Raw genomic sequence first — 19,559 nt, 5'->3', positions numbered from 1 at the left:
CACGACCCGAGCGGCAGCGCGAGGCGTCGCACGCGGCACCGGTGGTGCGTGATCGGGGCGCGACCGGCCCGGGGTCGCACGCCGCGCCTCCTGCGTCCGAGCTCCGGCGATCGCGCGACCGCGCGGTGCGGCGCCGACCGGGGCCCGTCGTGATGGGGGTGCTCAACGTGACGCCCGACTCGTTCAGTGACGGCGGACGGCACCTCGATGTCGACGCCGCCCTCGCCCACGCGCGGACGCTCGTCGCCCAGGGCGCCGACGTCGTCGACGTGGGCGGCGAGTCGACCCGGCCCGGTGCGGCCCGCGTCGAACCGGCCGACGAACTGCGACGGGTGCTGCCCGTGGTCCGCCGGCTCGCGTCCGAGGGTGTGCGCGTCAGCATCGACACGATGAACGCGTCGACCGCGGCCGCCGCGGTCGAGGCCGGTGCCGAGATCGTCAACGACGTGTCGGGCGGTCTCGCCGACGTCGACATGGCGCGGGTCGTGGCCGAGAGCGGGCGCACCTTCGTGGTCATGCACTGGCGCGGGCGCCTCGACGGCTCGGGTCACGCACCCTCCGCCGCGTCGCGCGACTACGACGGCGACGTCGTCGGCACGGTCGTCGACGAGCTCGCCGCCCGCGTGGACGCCCTCGTCGCCCAGGGCGTCGACCCCGCCTCGATCGTGCTCGACCCGGGCCTCGGCTTCTCGAAGGTCGGCGCGCAGAACTGGCAGCTGCTGGCGCACCTCGACGTGCTCGGCCGGCTCGGGTTGCCCGTGCTCGTGGCGGCGTCGCGCAAGCGCTTCCTGGCCGACCTCGTGCCCGAGGGCGCACCGCCCGCCGACCGCGACCCCGCGACCGCCGTCGTCAGCGTGCTGGCCGCGCAGGCCGACGTCTGGGGCGTGCGCGTGCACGACGTCGCCGGCACCCGGGCCGCCCTCGACGTGCTGCAGGCCTGGACCGAGGGTGCCGCCGCACCCCGTCGACCGGCGAGGCACGCGTGAGCGGCCGCGCGACCGGACCCGACGGGCTGCCCGACGCCTCGCCCGAGGACGACGGCGTCGAAACGCCCGAGAGCGCCTCGAGCGACGTGCCCGGCTCGGCGAGGGGGCCGGTCGCCCTGCGGGCGCGGGGCCTCGACGTCCTCCGCCTCGAGGGCGTCCGGGCCACCGGACACCACGGCGTCTTCGACCACGAGCGTCGCGACGGGCAGGAGTTCGTCGTCGACGTCGTCGTGCACCTCGACACGGCCCCCGCGGCCTCGGGTGACGACCTCGGCGAGACCGTGCACTACGGGGTGCTGGCCGAAGAGCTGGTCGCCGCCGTCGAACGCGACCCCGTCGACTTGATCGAGACCCTCGCCGAGCGGTTGGCCGCCGTCGTCCTCGCCCACCGGGCGGCCGTCGCGACCGAGGTCACGGTGCACAAGCCGGGCGCCCCGATCACGGTGCCGTTCGGCGACGTGTCGATCACGATCAGCCGGGAGCGCGCGTGACCGGGCCGGTGCCGATCGGCCAGCACGCGGCCGTGCAGCACTCCACCGGGCCGGTCCCGGCGCCTCGCGAGACCGAGCCGCGCGTCCGGCGGGCCGTGATCGCCCTCGGCTCGAACCTGGGCGACCGCGACACCCTGCTGCGCGAGGCTGTGCGGGCCGTCGACGCGACCCCGGGCGTGACGGTCGTCGCGGCCTCGGCCCCGGTGTCGTCCACCGCCGTGACGCTCGACGGCCCCGACCCGACCAAGCCCACCTACCTCAACGCGGTGCTGCTGGCCGACGTCACGCTCGACGACGACGCCCTGCTCGACGCCCTGCAGGCGATCGAGGCGACGCACGGACGCACCCGCGACGTGCGCTGGGGCGACCGGACCCTCGACCTCGACGTCGTCGCCCTCGACGACGAGCGCATCGACACCGAGCGCCTGCAGGTGCCGCACCCCCGCGCCGCCGAGCGCGCGTTCGTGCTCGAGCCCTGGCTGCAGCTGGACCCGGAGGCGCGGCTCGCGGGAGCAGGGCGCGTCGCCGACCTCGCGTCCCGCCTCACCGAGCACAGCCGCCCCGTGCCCGGGGCGACCTCGCTGCTCGGCCCCGCCCCCGACCCCGAGCCCGTCGGCGCCCCCGATCCTGCCGGCGCCCCCGACCCCGCCGACGTCCCCGACCCCGCCGACGTCCCCGACCCCACCCCCGACCCCAGCCCAGGAGCCCCGTGAAGCACACCCGCCCCTCGACCCTGGTCGGCCTGGTCATCGTGGCCGTGGCGGCCGGGTTCGTCCTCGACTCGGTGCTCGTGGCCATGCGGCAGCCGTCGATCGTCCTGCCCGCCGCCACCGGCCTCGTGCTGCTCGGCATCGGAGCCGTCGTCGTCTCGATGGCCGTGCCGGTGCGACGGGTGGCCCAGGGCTCGATCAAGGAGCGCGTCGACCCCTACTACGCGACGCGCGTGCTGCTGCTGGCCAAGGCGAGCAGCCTGGCCGGCGCCCTGTTCGGCGGCTTCGCCGGGGGAGTGCTGCTGTTCGTCCTGTCACGGGGCGTGGGGCTCGCTGTAGGCTCCCTCGTGCCCACGATCGTCGCCGTCGTCGGCGGCGCCGGGTTGCTCGCGGCCGGCATCGTCGCCGAGCGGATGTGCACCGTCCCGCCCGCCGACGACGAGCGCGGCTCGGGCTCGGGCACCCAGGCGGTCTGACCGGCCGCGGCCACGCCACCGCACGACACCGACGCCGACCGGAAGAGACGCCGACATGGACCGACTCGACATCCCCGACGCCCAGTGGACCGGCGTCTCGCCGAAGTACGTCTGGCCCGAGCTGATCGGCTACCTCGTCACCGGCCTGATCGTGGCCGCCGCGACTGCCCCGCTCTGGCTGATCGGCCAGTGGTGGACCTACGCGATCACCGCAGTCGTCGTGGTCGTCACGATCGTCGTGGCCGCCCTCACACCCCGCCGCGTCCGGGCGATCGGCTACCAGCTGCGCGAGGACGACCTGCTGCTGCGCAAGGGCATCCTCTTCTTGCGGGTCGTGGCCGTGCCGTACGGCCGCATGCAGCTGATCGACATCAACCGCGGGCCCGTCGTGCGCGCGCTCGGCCTCAGCGACCTCAAGTTCGTCACCGCGGCCGCGGCGTCGGCCGTCACGATCCCCGGCGTGCCCGCCGACGAGGCCGAGCGGCTGCGCGACCGCCTCGTCGAGCTGGCCGAGTCGCGTCGGGCCGGCCTGTGAGCGACCCCCGCACCGGGTCGGACGGGAGCGGGGCCCGACCCGCGCCTCCCGAGGTCGCCGCCCTCACCGACGGCGAGTGGCACCGCCTGCACCCGGCGACCCCGCTGCTCAAGGGCGGCATCGCGCTCGTCGCGGTGATGGTGATCCTGTTCAACAACGCGCGCGAGTACGTCGTCGAGTTGTTCGTGCCCGGCGGCCGGCGCGGCGACGAGGGCGACCCGTTCGCCTACGTCGTCGACCAGGGGTGGCTGGGGTTGCTGCTGCTCGCCGTGTTCGTCGTCATCGCGCTCTTCGTCGGCGGGGCCTGGCTGTCGTGGCGGATGAACACCTTCCGGGTCGGTGACGACGTCGTCGAGGTGCGCAGCGGCATCGTGTTCCGCACGAACCGCCGGGCCCGCCTCGACCGCATCCAGGGCATCAACATCCAGCGCCCGCTGCTCGCCCGGGTCTTCGGCGCCGCCAAGCTCGAGGTGAACCAGGCCGGGCAGGACGCCAACGTGAACCTCGCCTACCTGCGCTCGGCCTCGGCCGACGACCTGCGCCGCGAGATCCTGCGGAGGGCAGGAGGCGCGCAGCAGAAGCACGCGCCGGTCACGACCGAGGGCGGCCCGGCCGACGCGACGACCGCCTCGCACGCCGGTCCGACGGCATCGGCCACCCTCGACCCGGCCTCGGCCTCGGCCGGCCCCGGCACGCACGCCCCGCACCGCCCGGGCTTCGGCGGTCTCGTCGAGCAGCGCGCGAACGAGTTCCTCGCGCCCGAGCTCGACCCTGACGAAGCGCCGCCGCAGTCCGTCGTCGAGCTGTCGCCCGGGCGGCTGATCGGGTCGATCGTGCTGAGCGGGTACACGCTCTTCCTCGTGGCGGCGGTGGTCGCGATCGCCGTCAGCGTGATCACGACGGGCGAGTGGTTCCTGCTCTTCGCCCTCTTGCCCGCGGTGCTCGGCTCGGGCGGGTTCTACGTCAACCGCATCACGAAGTCGTTGCGCTACACGATCGCCGGCACGCGCGACGGCGTCCGCATCGGCTACGGGCTCTTCTCGACCTCGAACGAGACGCTGCCGCCCGGACGCATCCACTCGGTCAAGGTCAGTCAGCCGCTGCTCTGGCGCCCGTTCGGCTGGTGGGACGTCAAGATCAACCGGGCCTCGCGCTCCAGCACCAAGGGCGCCGCCGGGCAGGAGAACACGACGATCCTGCCGGTCGGCGACGAGGAGGACGTCCGCCGCGTCCTCGAACTGATCCTGCCCGAGCTGGTCGGCGTGGCCGCCGTCGGCGTCGCCGCCGAGGAGGCGCGGGTCGACTCGACCGCGCCGGCGGGCGTCCCCGAAGCGGTCGCCTCGTCGACCGAGCACACCCTCTCGCTCGTCGAGGGGGGCCTCCGGTCGAGCGGCACCGACGGCGGCTTCACGGTGTCACCCCGGCGGGCCGCCGTGCTGCGCTGGTTCTCGTGGCGGCGCAACGGGTTCCGCTCGGCGCCGGGCGCCCTGCTGCTGCGCAAGGGTGCGATCTGGCGTCAGCTCGTCATCGTGCCGCTGCCCCGCGTGCAGAGCGTCGGGCTGGTGCAGGGCCCGCTGCGTCGCCGGCTGCGGCTCGCGACCGTGCACCTGCACACCGTCCAGGGGCCGATCGTCGCCGAGATCGGCGCCCTCGACCAGGACGACGCCCTCGGCTTCTTCACCACCGCCAGCCGCGAGGCCATCGCCGCCGCCCGCGCCGACCGCAGCCACCGCTGGAGCGAGGAGACGCCGTGACCGACCCCCGCAGCTCCGACCCCCGCGCCCCATCGCGCGGCGGCGACCGACGCAGCGGCCGCCTGGGCGTCGGCATCGTCGGTGCCGGGCGGGTCGGTCCGGTGCTGGGCGCCGCGCTCGCCGCCGCGGGGCACGCGATCGTCGGCATCTCGGCCGTGTCCGAGCGCAGCCGCGACCGGGCCGAGGCGATCCTGCCGGGCGTGCCCGTGCTGACCGTCCCCGAGATCGTCGAGCGGTCGGAGCTCGTGCTGCTCGCGGTGCCCGACGACCAGCTCGCCGACCTCGTGCAGGGCCTGGCCGCGACGGGCACCTGGCAGCCGGGCCAGCTCGTCGTGCACACCTCGCCCCGTCACGGGCTCGAGGTGCTGCGGCCCGCGCTCGCCGCCGGGGCGATCCCGCTCGCGATCCACCCCGCGCTCGCCTTCACCGGCACGACCATCGACCTCGTGCGGTTGCGCGACGCCTGGTGCGCCGTCACCGCCCCCACCCCCGTGCAGCCGATCGGGCAGGCGCTCGTCGTCGAGATGGGCGCCGAACCCGTCGTCGTCGCCGAGGCCGACCGGGAGCGCTACGCCGAGGCGATCGCGACCGCCACCGAGTTCTCGGCCGCGATCGTCCAGCAGTCGGTCGGGCTGCTGACCGAGCTGGGCCTGCCCGAGCCCGGCCGCCTGCTCGCCCCGCTGATGCGGTCGGCCATGGACGCCGCCCTCGGCGAGGCCGGCGGCTCGGCCGGCCCCGGTACCATCGACATGGCCTCGTTCGACGACGGCCCCACCGCGTTCGGTGACCCGCGCGCCTGACCCGGCCCGCGCCTCCCGCCCCCTCCACCACCCCAGGAGCACCTGACACATGACCGCCGCGCCCGATCCGACCACCACCCCCGACGACGAGGCCGCCACCGCCGCCCGCGAGGCGTCGGAGCAGAAGCAGGTGCGGCTCGACAAGCGCGCCCGCCTGCTCGAGTCCGGTGTCGAGGCGTACCCGGTCGGGGTGCCGATCACCGACACGATCGGCGCCGTGCGGGCCCGGTACGCCGAGCTCGAGACCGACAGCCGCTCGGGCGACGTCGTCGGCCTGGCCGGTCGCGTCGTGCACGCCCGCAACACGGGCAAGCTCTGCTTCGCCGCTCTGCAGGCGGGCGACGGCAGCCGCATCCAGGCCATGGTGTCGCTCGCCGAGGTGGGCGAGCAGCGCCTCGCCGACTGGAAAGATCTCGTCGACCTCGGCGACCACGTCTTCGTGCAGGGCGAGGTCATCTCGTCGCGTCGCGGCGAGCTGTCGATCATGGTGTCGGAGTGGTCGATCGCGGCCAAGGCCATCCTGCCGCTGCCGAACCTGCACTCCGAGCTCAGCGAAGAGACCCGCGTGCGTCAGCGCTACCTCGACCTCATCGTGCGCGACCAGGCCCGCGCCACCGTGCGCGCCCGGGCGGCGGCGGTCTCGTCGCTGCGCCGCACCTTCGACTCGTACGAGTACCTCGAGGTCGAGACGCCCATGCTGCAGACGATGCACGGCGGCGCCGCGGCCAGGCCGTTCCAGACGCACAGCAACGCCTTCGACACCGAGCTCTACCTGCGCATCGCGCCCGAGCTGTTCTTGAAGCGCGCCGTCGTGGGCGGCATCGACCGCGTCTTCGAGATCAACCGCAACTTCCGCAACGAGGGCGCCGACTCGACGCACTCGCCCGAGTTCGCGATGGTCGAGGCGTACCAGGCCTACGGCGACTACGACCAGATGGCCCGCCTGACCCAAGAGCTCGTGCAGAACGCCGCGATGGCGGTCGCCGGGTCGCACCTCGTCACCCTGGCCGACGGCACCGAGTACGACCTCGGCGGCGAGTGGGCCCGGGTGCCCATGTACGAGTCGCTCAGCGAGGCCGCCGGCGTCGAGATCACGCCGTCGACGACCGTGGCCGACCTGCAGGCCCTGGCCGCCACGGTCGACCTCGTCGTGCCGCACGAGACGCACGGCAAGCTCGTCGAAGAGCTCTGGGAGCACTTCGTCAAGCCGTCGCTCGACCGGCCGACCTTCGTGGTCGACTTCCCCGTCGACACGAGTCCGCTCGTCCGCCAGCACCGCTCGACGCCCGGCGTGGTCGAGAAGTGGGACCTCTACGTCCGCGGCTTCGAACTCGCGACGGCGTACTCCGAGCTGGTCGACCCGGTGATCCAGCGCGAACGGTTCGTCGAGCAGGCCGCCCTGTCGGCCCGCGGCGACGCCGAGGCCATGCGCCTCGACGAGGACTTCCTCACCGCGCTCGAGCACGGCATGCCGCCGAGCGGCGGCATGGGCATGGGCATCGACCGCCTCCTGATGGCGATCACCGGCCTCGGCATCCGCGAGACGATCCTCTTCCCGCTCGTCAAGTAGCCCCGACGGTCGGCCCGCGTCGGGCGACCGCCTCGAGCGCAGGAGGCGCGGTGCCGGTCGGGCACCGCGCCTCCGTCGTGTCGGCGTCCGTGTCGTCTGCGTGGCTGTGTCGTCTCGGCGTCGAGAGGTGCCCGTGGTGTTCCCCAGCCGGGCGACGTACCCTGGGCGGGTGCCTGAGTCCCTCGCCGGAGCCATCGTCTTCTCCGTGACGCCCACCATCGTCGTGGGCCTCATCTTCTGGTTCATCGTCCGGGCCCTGCTGCGCTCCGACCGCACCGAGCGTGCCGTCTACGCCAAGGTCGAGGCCGAAGAACGCGCCAAGGCCGAGGCCGACGAGCGCGGCGAGTCGCGCCGCGAGGCCGGCTTCGGCGCCACCGACCGCGGCGCCACCGACCGCAGCGCGGTCTAGCCCCGCTTCATCGCTCCTGCCGAGCCGCCTCGCCGACGCGGGCGTCCTCGGGTCACGGCACCGCGCCTCCTGGGATCGCGGTGCCGTCGTGCGTACCCCCGACAGATCTGCGGCCGAGTTTCCGGTGAGCGACCTGAGAATGTGTACCCCCGCCCTGCTAGTGGCCGCCTATACCCGTTTCGAGCTGCTGTCAAACGTCGTCCGTCTTCGTACCCCGTCGGCGTCGAAACTCTGGACGTGCGCTCCGAGATGGCCCGCGAGGGGCTGCACCGACTTCTGGCCCGACGGTGGTGCACGCCAGACTTGAACCACGCCGAAGAGCTTCACGAACTAATCGACGCGACATCAGGTCAGTACTTCGAGCAGGGAGAGAACGATGACGACCACTTCCGTCACCACGCGCAACACCACCACGGCCACCGACGACACCGAGGTCGAGGTCTTGTCGCAGGTCCGCGGGGCCTCCACCGACCAGGTCGGCGACTACCTCCGCCACATCGGTCGCATGCCGCTGCTCGACGCAGCGGAAGAGACCGAGATCGCCCGCCGCATCGAGGTCGGCCTCTTCGCCGGCGAGAAGCTCAAAGAGCTCCAGGCGGCCGACGCGGTCAAGAAGAACCGCACCAAGGCGCACGCCGAGATGATGCGTGACCTCCGCTGGCTGCAGCACGACGGCGAGCGTGCGAAGGACCGCATGATCACCGCGAACCTGCGCCTCGTCGTCAGCATCGCGAAGCGCTACACGCAGCGCGGCCTGCCCTTCATGGACGTCATCCAAGAGGGCAACCTCGGCCTCGTCCGCGCCGTCGAGAAGTTCGACTACACGCAGGGCTACAAGTTCTCGACCTACGCCACGTGGTGGATCCGCCAGGCGATCGCCCGCGGCCTCGCCGACAAGGCCCGTGCCATCCGCATCCCGGTGCACACGGTCGAGCGCATCAACCGCATCTCGCGTGCCGAGCGTGACCTCACCGTCGACCTGGGCCGCGCGCCCACCGTCGACGAGGTCGCCGAAGAGGTCGCCATGGAGGTCGCCGACCTCATCGAGCTCAAGTCCCGCTCGCACGAGCCGGTGTCGATCCACACGGTCGTCGGCGACGCAGAAGACAGCGAGCTCGGCGACTTCATCGAGGACGAAGAGACCCCTTCGCCCACGCAGGCCACCGAGAGCTCGCTGTTGAACCGCGACATGCACGCCCTCGTGGCGACGCTGCCCGAAGACGAGGCCCGCGTCATCCGCATGCGCTTCGGCCTCGACGACGACCAGCCGATGACCCTCGACGAGATCTCGAAGCGCGTCCACTCGTCGCGTCAGGCCGTCTCGCGCGTCGAGAGCCGTGCCCGCCTCCGCATGTTCGCCAAGGCCGTCAGCCAGGACCTGCAGCTCTACCTGCAGTAGGACCTCGCGGCGCTCGCCGCAGCACGCACCACGTCAGGGCCGCCGCCCGGGATCGCCCGGGTGGCGGCCCTTCGTCGTGCCCGGGCTCGATCGGGCGGCTCCCCTCGCTGCCGCTCCGCACCTCCTCGGCACCGGGCGTCGCCCGGCCTGCCGAGTGGGCAGAAGGTGCTCTGTTTGCGTTGACGAGCAGCATCTTCTGCCCTCTCGAGAGCGCCGTCGTCTCGCCCCCAAAGCCGAGGTGCGAGCATCCGTCCCCAGGGTCACGGCATCAGGAGGTGCGGTTGTGGCCTCGACGACAGTCTCGTCAGATGTCGCGCATCACCGTCCCCGATCCTTTCGCCGACCGTCCGTTCACCGTCGCCGAGGCTCGTCGTGCAGGTCTCGGGGTCGGTCGCCTCCGGGGGGCTGACCTCGAGGCCCCGTACCGTGGCGTCCGGCGTCTCGTCGACCCGGGCCGTGACCGGCACGGTCTCGCCCTCGACTTGATCGAGGCGGCCCGGTCGCTGCGTCCGCTGATGCTGGACGACTGGCGTTTCTCCCACGTGACGGCTCTCGGTCTCTGGGGTCTCCCGGTCCCGTGGCGGGTCCGCGACGGCAGAGAACCCCTGCACGTGACCTCGACCGACGGACGGGGCCCACGACGGCCCGGTGTCGTGACGCACCGGGTCCGGTCGATCACCGACGTCTCGGACGCGAACGACGTCGGTGCCGCGCGGTTCGAGCCAGGCCGTCGGCGACTGCTCGTCGACGGTCTCTCGGTGGACGATCCGGTCACGGCGTGGGTGGAGAGCGGGTCGTTGCTGACGCTCGACGACCTCGTCCGTGCCGGGGACGCGATCGTCGGCTCCTGGTCCCGGTACGGTCCGGCACGCGAGCGCACCGTCGACGAGCTCGAACGTGCGGTTCGATCCGCTCGGGGTCGGCGTGGCGTCAGCCGGGTCCGCGAGGCCCTCGAGCTCGTGCGACCCGGGGTCGAGTCGCCGAAGGAGACCGAGCTCCGCTTGCTGCTCGCGCGGGCTGGGCTACCCGAGCCCGAGATCAACGCCGAGACGTACGACGACAGCGGGCGTTACCTCGGCAAGCCCGACCTCCGGTACCTGTGGTGCAAGGTGGCCGTCGAGTACGAGGGCGACGAGCACCGTCGTGACCCCTGGCGGTTCCGCACCGACATCCTGCGGAGAGAACGTTTCGCCGACGCAGGCTGGAGGACCATCCGCTCCACCGACGACGACCTGCACGGGCGTCGTGCCGACGAACTCGTCGCCCGGGTGCGTCGATGCCTCGCGTGAAGCGCTCGAGTGGGCAGAAGTTGCTCCTCCGTCCCGGTTCACGAGCATGTTCTGCCCACTCGCGTCTTCGCGAAGCGGGACCCGCCATCGACAGGGGAGGCGCGGGGCGGTACCGTGGGCGGACCCGGGCACCAGGTGGCCGGGCCACGAGACGCTCCACGAGAGGGGTGATGAGCATGACTGCCGTCAACGCACACCACGCGTACCCCACTCACCCCGAGACCCTCCGCTCGTAGCCGGCCCCCGCCGCGTCGAAGCCCGTCGCCCCCGTGCGACGGAGCCCGCGCCCCCGTGCCCTCCGCCGGGCAGGTCTCACGTTCCCCTGGAGCACAGCTTGACCTTCTCCGACGACTTCGTCGTTCCCACCTTCTCCACCGTCGACCCCGACGTCGACGCCGACCAGCGCTGGTCCACCTGGCCGGCCGCCACCCCCACCGAGCGAGGGCCCCGGCCCTGGCCCGCGTGGGTCGTCACCTCCGCTGCCGCGATCGACACCGAGCTCGGCGTCGTCAAGACCGGCAAGGAGGCCGACGTCCACCTGATCGACCGAGCCGTGCCGACGGACGTCGTGCTGGGCCCCGGTGACGGTGCCCGCGCCTCCTTGCTCGCCGCGAAGCGGTACCGGGGCGCCGAGCAGAGCGACTTCCACCGCTCGTCCGAGTACCGCGAGGGCCGACGCGTCCGCAACACACGCGACGGCCGGGCGATGGCCCGCGGTTCGCGGCACGGCCGGCGCGTGCAGGCCGGGCTCTGGGCCGCGGCCGAGTTCGACGCTCTGTGCCGCATGCACTCCCTCGGCGTCGCGGTGCCGTACCCGGTGCAGATCAGCGGCACCGAGATCCTCATGGAGTTCGTCGGTCACGGTGCCGAGGCCGCTCCGCGACTGGCGCAGGTCCAGGCCGACGGCGCCGAGTTGTGGCCGCTGTTCGAGCAGGTACGCGAGATCGTGCTCGGCTTCGCCCGGGCCGGCTTCGCCCACGGCGACCTCTCGCCGTACAACCTGCTCGTCCACGACGGACGGGTCGTCGCCATCGACGTGCCCCAGCTCGTCGACGTCGCCAGCAACCCGAACGGAGTCGACCTACTCGAACGCGACTGCCGCAACGTCTGCGCGTGGTTCGCCCGCCGCGGGTTCGTCCGTGACCCCGAGCAGGTCTTCGCCGAGGCGCTGGGCGAGGTGTTCTAGCCGGGGCCGGGCACGAGTCGGCGCCGGGCCCGGCACGAGTCGGCGCCGGGCCCGGCACGAGACGGCGCCCGACCCGGCACGAGACGGCGCCCGACCCGGCACGAGACGGCGCCCGACCCGGCACGAGCCGGCGCCGGGCCCGGGCCCCCGCCGGCGGCAGACCGCAGGAGGCGCGGTGCGCGACCACAGCGCACCGCGCCTCCTGCGGGCGGTCGCGTCAGCGCACGGGGCTGATGCCGGTGACGGCGGTGTCGTCGTCGTGCGGGACCCCCGCGATGCCGCCCGCACGTTCGGCGCGCTCACGGAAACGGGCCCGCACGTCGGTCGGGACGAGCTCGAGCAGCTGGTCCTCGCGGAGCGGCAGGTCGAGCAGGCTGAGCTTGAGGCGGCCCTTGCGACCGTGCCGGTCGGCGTCGAGGCGGATCACCTGGCCCGCGTCGCGCCGCAGCACGAGCCTGATGACGCAGCCCTCGCTGACGTCGGCGACGACGCGTCCGTCGACCTCGAGCGCCGCCGAGTGCGTGCCGTCGCCGATCTCGAATCGCAGCCGCTCGCGCGGGCCGAGCACCACCGAGCGGTCGATGCCCGACATCGGCGCCACCGGCGTGACGACGACGGCGGCGATGGCGGGCGACAGGATGGGCCCGCCCGCGGCGTAGTTGTAGGCGGTCGACCCGGCGGGGGTCGCCGCGACGATCGCGTCGGCCTTGTAGTAGCCGTAGGGCGTCTCGTCGAGCACGAGGTCGGCCGTCACGACGCCCTCGCCCGGGCGGCGGGCGACCGAGGCGTCGTTGAAGGCGAGGTAGGTGTTCTCGAAGCCGGTCGTGGTGTGCGTGACCTCGAGGGCGTGGTGCGGTTCGAGCGAGAACTGCTTGTCGCCGATGCGGTCGAGGGCCTCGGGCAGGTCGCGCGGCTCGACCTCGACCAAGAAGCCCACGTTGCCGTAGTTGACGCCCAGCACGGGCACGGGCCGCTCGGCCACCAGGCGCATCGCGCCGAGCATCGTGCCGTCGCCGCCCAGCGCGACCACGACCGAGACGCGGTCGCGGAAGGCCCGCTCGTCGACCAGCTCGACGCCGTCGCCGACGCGCGTGGCGTCCGACGTCATGGCGAGCAGGTGTGCCTCCGACCGGGTCGTCCAGTCGCGGATGATGTCGACGCTGTCGAGCACCGACTTCGTGGGGTGCGGAACGAGACCGACCGTGAACTTGCCCATGTGCGCGAGGCTAGCCGCCACCCCTGTCAGCGCGCCCCGTCGGCCCGCCCGCGCACTGCTCTATGCCCCCAGCGAACAGGGGCAGATTAAGCCGCGGGCCCTGGTTACTCTCTCTGTAAACCGGTGCCGTACCCTGCGGGCGCCAGATGCACATTCGGTGGCGACAACCACCCCGCCACCTAGGGAGCAAAGAAGATGTTCGAGAGATTCACCGACCGTGCCCGTCGCGTCGTCGTCCTCGCCCAAGAAGAGGCGAAGATGCTCAACCACAACTACATCGGCACCGAGCACATCCTGCTCGGCCTCATCCACGAGGGCGAAGGCGTCGCCGCCAAGGCCCTCGAGTCGCTCGGCATCTCGCTCGACGCGGTGCGCGAGCAGGTGCAAGACATCATCGGCCAGGGCCAGCAGCAGCCCACCGGCCACATCCCCTTCACGCCCCGGGCGAAGAAGGTCCTCGAGTTGAGCCTGCGCGAAGCGCTGCAGCTCGGCCACAACTACATCGGCACCGAGCACATCCTGCTCGGCCTCATCCGCGAGGGTGAGGGTGTCGCCGCCCAGGTGCTCGTGAAGCTCGGCGCCGACCTCAACCGGGTCCGCCAGCAGGTCATCCAGCTCCTCTCCGGCTATCAGGGGAAAGAGGCGGTGGCCGTGGGCGGCGAACAGACCCAGGGCGCGCAGGGTGGCAGCCAGGTGCTCGACCAGTTCGGTCGCAACCTGACGCAGGCCGCGCGCGACAACAAGCTCGACCCGGTCATCGGGCGCGAGAAAGAGATGGAGCGGGTCATGCAGATCCTCTCCCGTCGTTCGAAGAACAACCCCGTGCTGATCGGTGAGCCCGGCGTCGGCAAGACCGCCGTCGTCGAGGGCCTGGCCCAGGCGATCGTCAAGAACGAGGTCCCCGAGACGCTGAAGGACAAGCAGCTCTACTCGCTCGACCTCGGTTCGCTCATCGCCGGCAGCCGTTACCGCGGTGACTTCGAAGAGCGCCTCAAGAAGGTCACGAAAGAGATCCGCACGCGCGGCGACATCATCGTCTTCATCGACGAGATCCACACCCTCGTGGGTGCGGGTGCCGCCGAGGGCGCGATCGACGCCGCCTCGATCCTCAAGCCGCTGCTCGCCCGTGGTGAGCTGCAGACGATCGGTGCGACGACGCTCGACGAGTACCGCAAGCACTTCGAGAAGGACGCCGCCCTCGAGCGTCGCTTCCAGCCCGTCCAGGTCAACGAGCCCTCGCTGCCGCACGCGATCAACATCCTCAAGGGGCTGCGCGACAAGTACGAGGCCTTCCACAAGGTGTCCATCACCGACGGCGCCATCGTCGCGGCGGCGAACCTCGCCGACCGCTACGTCAGCGACCGCTTCCTGCCCGACAAGGCCATCGACCTGATCGACGAGGCCGGCGCCCGCCTGCGCCTCTCGATCCTGTCCGCACCGCCCGAGCTGCGAGAGTTCGACGAGCGCATCGCCGGCGTCCGCGGCCAGAAAGAGGGCGCGATCGAGGACCAGGACTTCGAGAAGGCCGCCTCGCTCCGCGACGAAGAGAAGAAGCTGCTCGGTGAGCGCCTCCGTCTCGAGAAGCAGTGGCGTTCGGGTGAGGCCGGTGCCGGTGGCACCGTCGACGAGGGCATCATCGCCGAGGTGCTGGCCCAGGCCACGGGCATCCCCGTGTTCAAGCTCACCGAAGAAGAGACCTCGCGCCTCGTCTTCATGGAGAAGGCCCTGCACCAGCGCGTCATCGGTCAAGAGCAGGCCATCGCGGCCCTCTCGAAGACCATCCGCCGCACGCGTGCCGGCCTGAAGGACCCCAAGCGTCCCTCGGGTTCGTTCATCTTCGCCGGGCCCACGGGCGTCGGCAAGACCGAGCTGGCCAAGGCGCTCGCCGAGTTCCTGTTCGACGACGAGGGCGCGCTGATCTCGCTCGACATGTCCGAGTACGGCGAGAAGCACACCGTCTCGCGGCTGTTCGGTGCCCCTCCCGGGTTCGTCGGCTTCGAAGAGGGCGGGCAGCTGACCGAGAAGGTCCGCCGCAAGCCGTTCTCGGTGGTGCTGTTCGACGAGATCGAGAAGGCCCACCCCGACATCTTCAACTCGCTGTTGCAGGTGCTCGAAGAGGGGCGTCTCACCGACGGTCAGGGTCGCGTCGTCGACTTCAAGAACACGGTCATCATCATGACGACCAACCTCGGCACGAAAGACATCACGGGTGGCCCCGTGGGCTTCCAGATCGAGGGCGACACGGCGACGTCCTACGAGCGCATGCGCTCGAAGGTCACCGAAGAGCTCAAGAAGCACTTCAAGCCCGAGTTCTTGAACCGCGTCGACGAGACGATCGTGTTCCCGCAGCTCAACCAAGAAGAGCTGCTGCAGATCGTCGACCTCTTCATCAAGCGCCTGTCCGACCGTCTGCTCGACCGCGACATGACGGCCGTGCTCTCGCAGTCCGCGAAGGAGCGCCTCATCGAGATCGGGTTCGACCCGTCGCTCGGTGCTCGCCCCCTGCGTCGTGCCATCCAGCACGAGGTCGAAGACCGGCTCTCCGAGCGCATCCTGCAGGGTGAGCTCAACGCGGGCGACCACGTCCAGGTCGACTTCGTCGACGGTGAGTTCACCTTCGCCACCTCGCGTCAGCCGGGTCGCGAAGAGGTGCTCGTGGGCGACGCCCCCGAGATCGAGAGCTAGGCGCGAACGCATCACCAGCACGACAGCAACACCGTAGGAGGCGCGGGTCGCCTTCGACGCCCGGGGCGGTCTCTCAGCAGAGAGGCCGCCCTTCGGCGTACCCGGGGCCGGGTCGCGACCGCGTCGCTAGGCTGGGCGGCGACCCGCGCCTCCTCGGGTCGTGTGCTTGAGGGAGCCTGATGTCTGACGCCGCCGACGCGACGACCGCTGCCGATGCGACGGGTGCCGCCGACCGGGTCGGGCGTGCGGGCGGGGGCGGCGATGCCGGCCAGCTCAGGGGTGCGGGCGGGCGTGCGGGTGCGGACCGGCACGGCATCACGGTGCGCGACGCCGTCGTGAGCGACGTGCCGCATATCCAGCGGCTGTGCGAGCCGTTCGTGCAGAAGCGCATCCTGCTCGGCAAGGACCTCGTCACCCTGTACGGCGACGTGCAGGAGTTCCAGATCGCCGTCGGGCCCGACGGGGTGCCGATCGGTTGCGGTGCGCTGCACGTCATGTGGGACGACCTCGCCGAGGTGCGCACGCTCGCCCTCGACCCCGCGTGGATCCGCAAGGGCGTCGGGCACCGCCTGCTCGAGTCGCTCGAGGGCGCGGCCCGCCGACTCGAGATCGGCCGGCTGTTCTGCCTGACGTTCGAGGTCGACTTCTTCGAGAAGCACGGGTACCTCAACGTGGGCGACGAGGGGCTCGTGCCTCCGGACGTCTACGGAGAGCTCGTGCGCTCGACCGACGAGGGCGTCGCGGAGTTCCTCGACCTGGCGCGCGTCAAGCCGAACACGCTCGGCAACTCGCGCATGCTGAAGGCGTTGCCGGCGCTCTAGTCGTTCCGGCTGGGCTCAGGCCCGCGTTCGGGCCCGACCTCGATCCCACGTCCACCGTGGCCGGTCGAGTGGTCCCGTATCGTCCCTCGACCCGCGGGGAGGGACGATTCGGGACCACTCGACCCGCGCCTCCTGGGCTCGGTGCCCGGGGCTGCCCGGGGGTGCTGCTAGCCGAGGGCCTTGAGGAGGTCGTCGGGGTTGGCGGCCATGGTGTGGGGGCCGGCGATGTCGAAGAAGACCTGCTCGATGACGTCGAGGTGGGCCTCGAGGAACGCCCGGAGCGAGAGGGCGTCGTAGAGCATGACCTGGCGGTTCGGGTCGTCGGGGACCATCGCGGCGTAGGTGTCGTCCGACGAGAAGAGCAGCAGGATGCGCTTGTCGGTGTTCTCGCGGCCGAAGACGCGCACCTGGTCGCCTTCGTCGGGGACGGCTCCGTCGTCGGGGCCGCCGGTCGAGGGGGCGCCGGTCGGTTCGTTCGGCAGCACGAGCTTCGGCACCACGACGACGTCGTGCCGGAGGGCGAAGGCGACGGCGGCGACGTCCTGGGCGGCGAGGGCGTGCTCGAGCGACTCGGACCGGAAGGTGCCGTTGCGGTCGGCCGGGTCGACGGGGTCGGAGGGCGTGGGGGCAGCAGGGGTGGCGTTCACGGGTGGGTCACTGTCAGTTCAGGATCATCTGGGCGGTGTCGGCGGAGGTGATGTCGCCGACCGAGACGGAGAGCCGGTAGGTGGCGCCGCCCGCGGTGACGGGGGTGCGCGAGGCCGACTCGCACGTCTCGGCGGACGAGCGGGTGCGGTCCCAGGCGATCGCCGGGGTGCTCAGCGTCTGGCCGGCGGTGAGCGTGACGACCTGGTTGGTGCCGTTGACCTGGCAGTCCTTCGACGACCAGTACTGCTCTTCGCCACTCGAGACGACGAGCGTCTGCTGCGCCGAGCCCAGGTCGATCGAGCAGTCGGAGCGACCCGAGTTGGTGATCGTCATCGAGATCTGCGGCAGCTCGGTGGCGGCGTAGTTCGTCTTGTCGGTGACCGGCTTGAGGTCGATGTCGCGGGCCGAGCAGGTCGGGGCGTCGGAGGCGCCGGCCGCGGCGTCGTCGGTCGGGTCGTCGGCTGGGTCGGCGGTGGCGTCGGCCGCGGGGGCGGTCTCGCTGGGCGCGGGCGAGGGGGTGGCCGCGTCGCCTGCGGGTGCGGAGGTCGTCGCGGCGGCACCGGGTTCGGCCGAGCCTGATCCGGGACGGACGACGATCAACACGATGATGACCACGACCGCGATCAGACCGAGCGCGAGCACCGCGCGACGACGCCAGTAGACCGAGGGCGGTTGCGGCCCGACCGGGTTCTTGAACGTCGACATGGGCACAGGTTAAGGGCCGGTCAGGGGGTTGGCCGGGACCACCGCGGCGTGTGGGCTGAGAATCCCCGTGGAGCGGGGTGCACGCGCCGGCGGTGGCGCCGAGCCGGGCGTACCCCGGTGCGGGGGATGTCGGGCGGGGCGGGGTGCTCGGGTGGTCGGGAGGTGGAGGCCGAGTGGGCAGAAGATGCTCGTCGCGTGCGTGGGAGGAGCATCTTCTGCCCACTCGTGCCCTGGTCTCGTGCGGGCCGGGCAGGTGTGGGCAACTCGCCTTCTGGAGGCGCGGGTCGAGTGGTCGCAGATCGTCTTTCGGGTGGGTCGGAAGGACGGTTCGTGACCACTCGACGGGCTGATGCTCGTGGACGCGGGGGTGCAGGCGTCGAGCGGGTAGAAGGTGCTCGTCGGGTACGAGGGAGGAGCATCTTCTGCCCACTCGCGCCCGGTGTCGTCCGTGCCAGACCGTGCGCCCGGCCCCGACCCCAGCCCTGGCTCAGGAGGCGCGGGTCGCTTCGGCCTAGAAGGCCCGGTCGAGCTCGCGGTCGCGTTCGGAGCCGGCGGCGCTGAACGCCCGGCGGAGCGCTTCGCGCAGGTTGCCCGCTTCGGCGTCGACGAGCTGGGTGAAGCCGAGGCGTCGGGCTTCGGAGGCGCGCTGCTTGGGCGAGGAGACGGGTCGGATCTCGCCGGCGAGGCTGATCTCGCCGACGGCGGCCATGGTCTGGGGGAAGGGCTTCTCGCGGCTGGCGCTGGCGAGGGCGAGCGCGATGGCGAGGTCGGCGCCGGGTTCGGTGATCTTGATGCCGCCTACGGTGCTGACGTAGACGTCGGCGTCGCCGAGGCGGATGCCGGCGCGGCGTTCGAGCACGGCGAGCAGCATGGCGACGCGCGACGAGTCGACGCCGTTGACGACGCGGCGGGGCTGGGGCGTCGAGCTGGCGACGATGAGCGCCTGGACCTCGACGGGCAGGGCGCGGCGGCCTTCCATGGCGACGGTGATGCAGGTGCCGCTGACGGGGGTGCCGTTGCGTGACATGAAGAGGCCGCTGGGGTCGGCGACCTCGGCGATGCCGTCGCCGGTCATCTCGAAGCAGCCGACCTCGTCGGTGGGGCCGAAGCGGTTCTTGTGGGCGCGGATGAAGCGGAGCGCGGTCTGGCGGTCGCCCTCGAACTGGCAGACGACGTCGACGAGGTGTTCGAGCAGGCGGGGCCCGGCGATGGTGCCGTCTTTGGTGACGTGGCCGACGAGCAGCACGGGCAGGTTGCGGTCTTTGCTGACGCGGATGAGGGTCGAGGCGACCTCGCGCACCTGGGAGGTGCCGCCGGCGATGCCGTCGATGGTCGAGGACGAGACGGTCTGAACCGAGTCGACGATGACGAGTTGGGGGTCGACCTGGTCGATCTGGCCGAGGATGACCGAGAGGTCGACCTCGGCGGCGAGGAAGAGGTTGTCGTGCATGGCGCCGGTGCGTTGGGCGCGGAGGCGCACCTGCGAGGCGCTCTCTTCGGCGGTGACGTAGAGGACGCGGGCGCCGGTGGCGGCGGCGCGAGAGGCGACTTCGAGCAGCAGGGTCGACTTGCCGACGCCGGGTTCGCCGCTGAGCAGGATGGCCGCGCCCGGGACGATGCCGCCGCCGAGCACGCGGTCGAACTCGGCGATGCCGCTCGGCCAGTAGGCGACGCTGTTGGCCTCGACCTGGGTGATGGGTCGCGCGACCCGGTCGCCGTCGACGCGGACCGAGGCGGTGCCACGGGCGCTGACGAGGGCCGAGGTGACGTCGACGACGGTGCCCCACTGCTGGCACTCGCCGCAGCGGCCGGCCCACTTGAGCGACGTCCACCCGCACTCGGTGCAGCGGAACGGGGGAGTGGTGGGGCGAGCCATGCT

18 protein-coding genes are annotated in these 19,559 nt (G+C 72.1%); 14 read left to right on the top strand and 4 right to left on the bottom strand.

Going from position 1 to position 19,559, the window contains the following annotated elements; translation table 11 throughout:
• The first annotated feature begins 152 nt into the window (after nucleotides 1-152).
• The 12 genes from folP to ASG05_RS09530 all read left to right on the top strand — a co-directional run bounded on the left by folP (nucleotide 153) and on the right by ASG05_RS09530 (nucleotide 11,605).
• A complete protein-coding gene (gene folP / locus ASG05_RS09585) occupies nucleotides 153-986 on the top strand; it encodes a dihydropteroate synthase (protein ID WP_056260796.1) in 834 nt (277 codons plus the stop codon).
• Nucleotides 983-1,477 (top strand): dihydroneopterin aldolase, encoded by a 495-nt coding sequence (gene folB / locus ASG05_RS09580; RefSeq protein WP_235491453.1) that lies wholly within the window; start codon nucleotides 983-985, stop codon nucleotides 1,475-1,477. Before folP ends, folB begins: the two co-directional genes overlap by 4 nt.
• Nucleotides 1,474-2,190: a 2-amino-4-hydroxy-6-hydroxymethyldihydropteridine diphosphokinase gene (folK, locus tag ASG05_RS09575; protein WP_235491452.1), complete on the top strand. Its 717-nt coding sequence runs from the start codon at nucleotides 1,474-1,476 to the stop codon at nucleotides 2,188-2,190. The genes folB and folK overlap by 4 nt, the downstream gene beginning before the upstream one ends.
• The gene (locus tag ASG05_RS09570; protein WP_056260110.1) at nucleotides 2,187-2,663 is read left to right on the top strand and encodes a DUF3180 domain-containing protein; all 477 of its coding nucleotides are present in this window, start codon (nucleotides 2,187-2,189) and stop codon (nucleotides 2,661-2,663) included. The genes folK and ASG05_RS09570 overlap by 4 nt, the downstream gene beginning before the upstream one ends.
• A 55-nt stretch (nucleotides 2,664-2,718) precedes the next feature.
• The gene (locus ASG05_RS09565) at nucleotides 2,719-3,198 is read left to right on the top strand and encodes a PH domain-containing protein (RefSeq protein WP_056260108.1); all 480 of its coding nucleotides are present in this window, start codon (nucleotides 2,719-2,721) and stop codon (nucleotides 3,196-3,198) included.
• Nucleotides 3,195-4,952, top strand: a complete 1,758-nt coding sequence (locus ASG05_RS09560; RefSeq protein WP_056260106.1) for a PH domain-containing protein — start codon at nucleotides 3,195-3,197, stop codon at nucleotides 4,950-4,952. Before ASG05_RS09565 ends, ASG05_RS09560 begins: the two co-directional genes overlap by 4 nt.
• Entirely contained in the window at nucleotides 4,949-5,752 is an 804-nt protein-coding gene (locus ASG05_RS09555) for a Rossmann-like and DUF2520 domain-containing protein (RefSeq protein ID WP_056260104.1), read from the top strand. Before ASG05_RS09560 ends, ASG05_RS09555 begins: the two co-directional genes overlap by 4 nt.
• Before the next feature lie 49 nt (nucleotides 5,753-5,801).
• Entirely contained in the window at nucleotides 5,802-7,322 is a 1,521-nt protein-coding gene (gene lysS / locus ASG05_RS09550) for a lysine--tRNA ligase (RefSeq protein WP_056260102.1), read from the top strand.
• A 169-nt stretch (nucleotides 7,323-7,491) separates the two neighbouring features.
• Complete coding sequence (locus ASG05_RS15885; RefSeq protein WP_157490158.1) at nucleotides 7,492-7,731, top strand: hypothetical protein; 240 nt, start codon at nucleotides 7,492-7,494, stop codon at nucleotides 7,729-7,731.
• 376 nt (nucleotides 7,732-8,107) lie between these two features.
• Nucleotides 8,108-9,130 (top strand): sigma-70 family RNA polymerase sigma factor, encoded by a 1,023-nt coding sequence (locus ASG05_RS09540; protein WP_056260100.1) that lies wholly within the window; start codon nucleotides 8,108-8,110, stop codon nucleotides 9,128-9,130.
• Between the two features lie 308 nt (nucleotides 9,131-9,438).
• On the top strand, nucleotides 9,439-10,419 hold the full coding sequence (locus ASG05_RS09535) for a hypothetical protein (protein ID WP_056260098.1): 981 nt from the start codon (nucleotides 9,439-9,441) through the stop codon (nucleotides 10,417-10,419).
• Between the two features lie 334 nt (nucleotides 10,420-10,753).
• Nucleotides 10,754-11,605: a serine protein kinase RIO gene (locus ASG05_RS09530; RefSeq protein ID WP_056260097.1), complete on the top strand. Its 852-nt coding sequence runs from the start codon at nucleotides 10,754-10,756 to the stop codon at nucleotides 11,603-11,605.
• 217 nt (nucleotides 11,606-11,822) lie between these two features.
• On the opposite strand, the gene ASG05_RS09525 is transcribed toward ASG05_RS09530, so the two are convergent.
• Complete coding sequence (locus tag ASG05_RS09525; protein ID WP_082486599.1) at nucleotides 11,823-12,821, bottom strand: NAD(+)/NADH kinase; 999 nt, start codon at nucleotides 12,819-12,821, stop codon at nucleotides 11,823-11,825.
• Between the two features lie 195 nt (nucleotides 12,822-13,016).
• On the opposite strand from ASG05_RS09525, the gene ASG05_RS09520 reads away from it, so the two are divergent.
• Complete coding sequence (locus ASG05_RS09520; RefSeq protein WP_056260094.1) at nucleotides 13,017-15,506, top strand: ATP-dependent Clp protease ATP-binding subunit; 2,490 nt, start codon at nucleotides 13,017-13,019, stop codon at nucleotides 15,504-15,506.
• A gap of 179 nt (nucleotides 15,507-15,685) precedes the next feature.
• Nucleotides 15,686-16,327: an amino-acid N-acetyltransferase gene (locus ASG05_RS09515; protein WP_082486598.1), complete on the top strand. Its 642-nt coding sequence runs from the start codon at nucleotides 15,686-15,688 to the stop codon at nucleotides 16,325-16,327.
• Between the two features lie 167 nt (nucleotides 16,328-16,494).
• On the opposite strand, the gene ASG05_RS09510 is transcribed toward ASG05_RS09515, so the two are convergent.
• The 3 genes from ASG05_RS09510 to radA form a co-directional block, all read right to left on the bottom strand.
• A complete protein-coding gene (locus tag ASG05_RS09510) occupies nucleotides 16,495-16,974 on the bottom strand; it encodes a hypothetical protein (protein WP_056260092.1) in 480 nt (159 codons plus the stop codon).
• 13 nt (nucleotides 16,975-16,987) lie between these two features.
• Nucleotides 16,988-17,680: a hypothetical protein gene (locus tag ASG05_RS09505; protein ID WP_056260090.1), complete on the bottom strand. Its 693-nt coding sequence runs from the start codon at nucleotides 17,678-17,680 to the stop codon at nucleotides 16,988-16,990.
• A 511-nt stretch (nucleotides 17,681-18,191) separates the two neighbouring features.
• Nucleotides 18,192-19,556, bottom strand: coding sequence for a DNA repair protein RadA (gene radA, locus ASG05_RS09500; protein WP_056260088.1), 1,365 nt, complete (start codon nucleotides 19,554-19,556; stop codon nucleotides 18,192-18,194).
• Nucleotides 19,557-19,559: the final 3 nt, after the last annotated feature.

Origin of the sequence: Frigoribacterium sp. Leaf186, assembly GCF_001423905.1 — a bacterium.
Taxonomy (GTDB): domain Bacteria; phylum Actinomycetota; class Actinomycetes; order Actinomycetales; family Microbacteriaceae; genus Frigoribacterium.
The sequence above is the reverse complement of the archived record's forward strand: the minus strand, read 5'-3'. Positions and strand labels throughout refer to the sequence as shown.

What these genes read in the sequence shown, in the direction of transcription:
- ASG05_RS09520 (WP_056260094.1), top strand. Translation starts at nt 13,017, where the DNA reads ATGTTCGAGAGATTCACCGACCGTGCCCGTCGCGTCGTCGTCCTCGCC.
- ASG05_RS09535 (WP_056260098.1), top strand. Translation starts at nt 9,439, where the DNA reads ATGTCGCGCATCACCGTCCCCGATCCTTTCGCCGACCGTCCGTTCACC.
- ASG05_RS09525 (WP_082486599.1), bottom strand. Translation starts at nt 12,821, where the DNA reads ATGGGCAAGTTCACGGTCGGTCTCGTTCCGCACCCCACGAAGTCGGTG.
- radA (WP_056260088.1), bottom strand. Translation starts at nt 19,556, where the DNA reads ATGGCTCGCCCCACCACTCCCCCGTTCCGCTGCACCGAGTGCGGGTGG.
- folP (WP_056260796.1), top strand. Translation starts at nt 153, where the DNA reads ATGGGGGTGCTCAACGTGACGCCCGACTCGTTCAGTGACGGCGGACGG.
- ASG05_RS09505 (WP_056260090.1), bottom strand. Translation starts at nt 17,680, where the DNA reads ATGTCGACGTTCAAGAACCCGGTCGGGCCGCAACCGCCCTCGGTCTAC.
- ASG05_RS09565 (WP_056260108.1), top strand. Translation starts at nt 2,719, where the DNA reads ATGGACCGACTCGACATCCCCGACGCCCAGTGGACCGGCGTCTCGCCG.
- ASG05_RS09540 (WP_056260100.1), top strand. Translation starts at nt 8,108, where the DNA reads ATGACGACCACTTCCGTCACCACGCGCAACACCACCACGGCCACCGAC.
- ASG05_RS09515 (WP_082486598.1), top strand. Translation starts at nt 15,686, where the DNA reads ATGTCTGACGCCGCCGACGCGACGACCGCTGCCGATGCGACGGGTGCC.
- lysS (WP_056260102.1), top strand. Translation starts at nt 5,802, where the DNA reads ATGACCGCCGCGCCCGATCCGACCACCACCCCCGACGACGAGGCCGCC.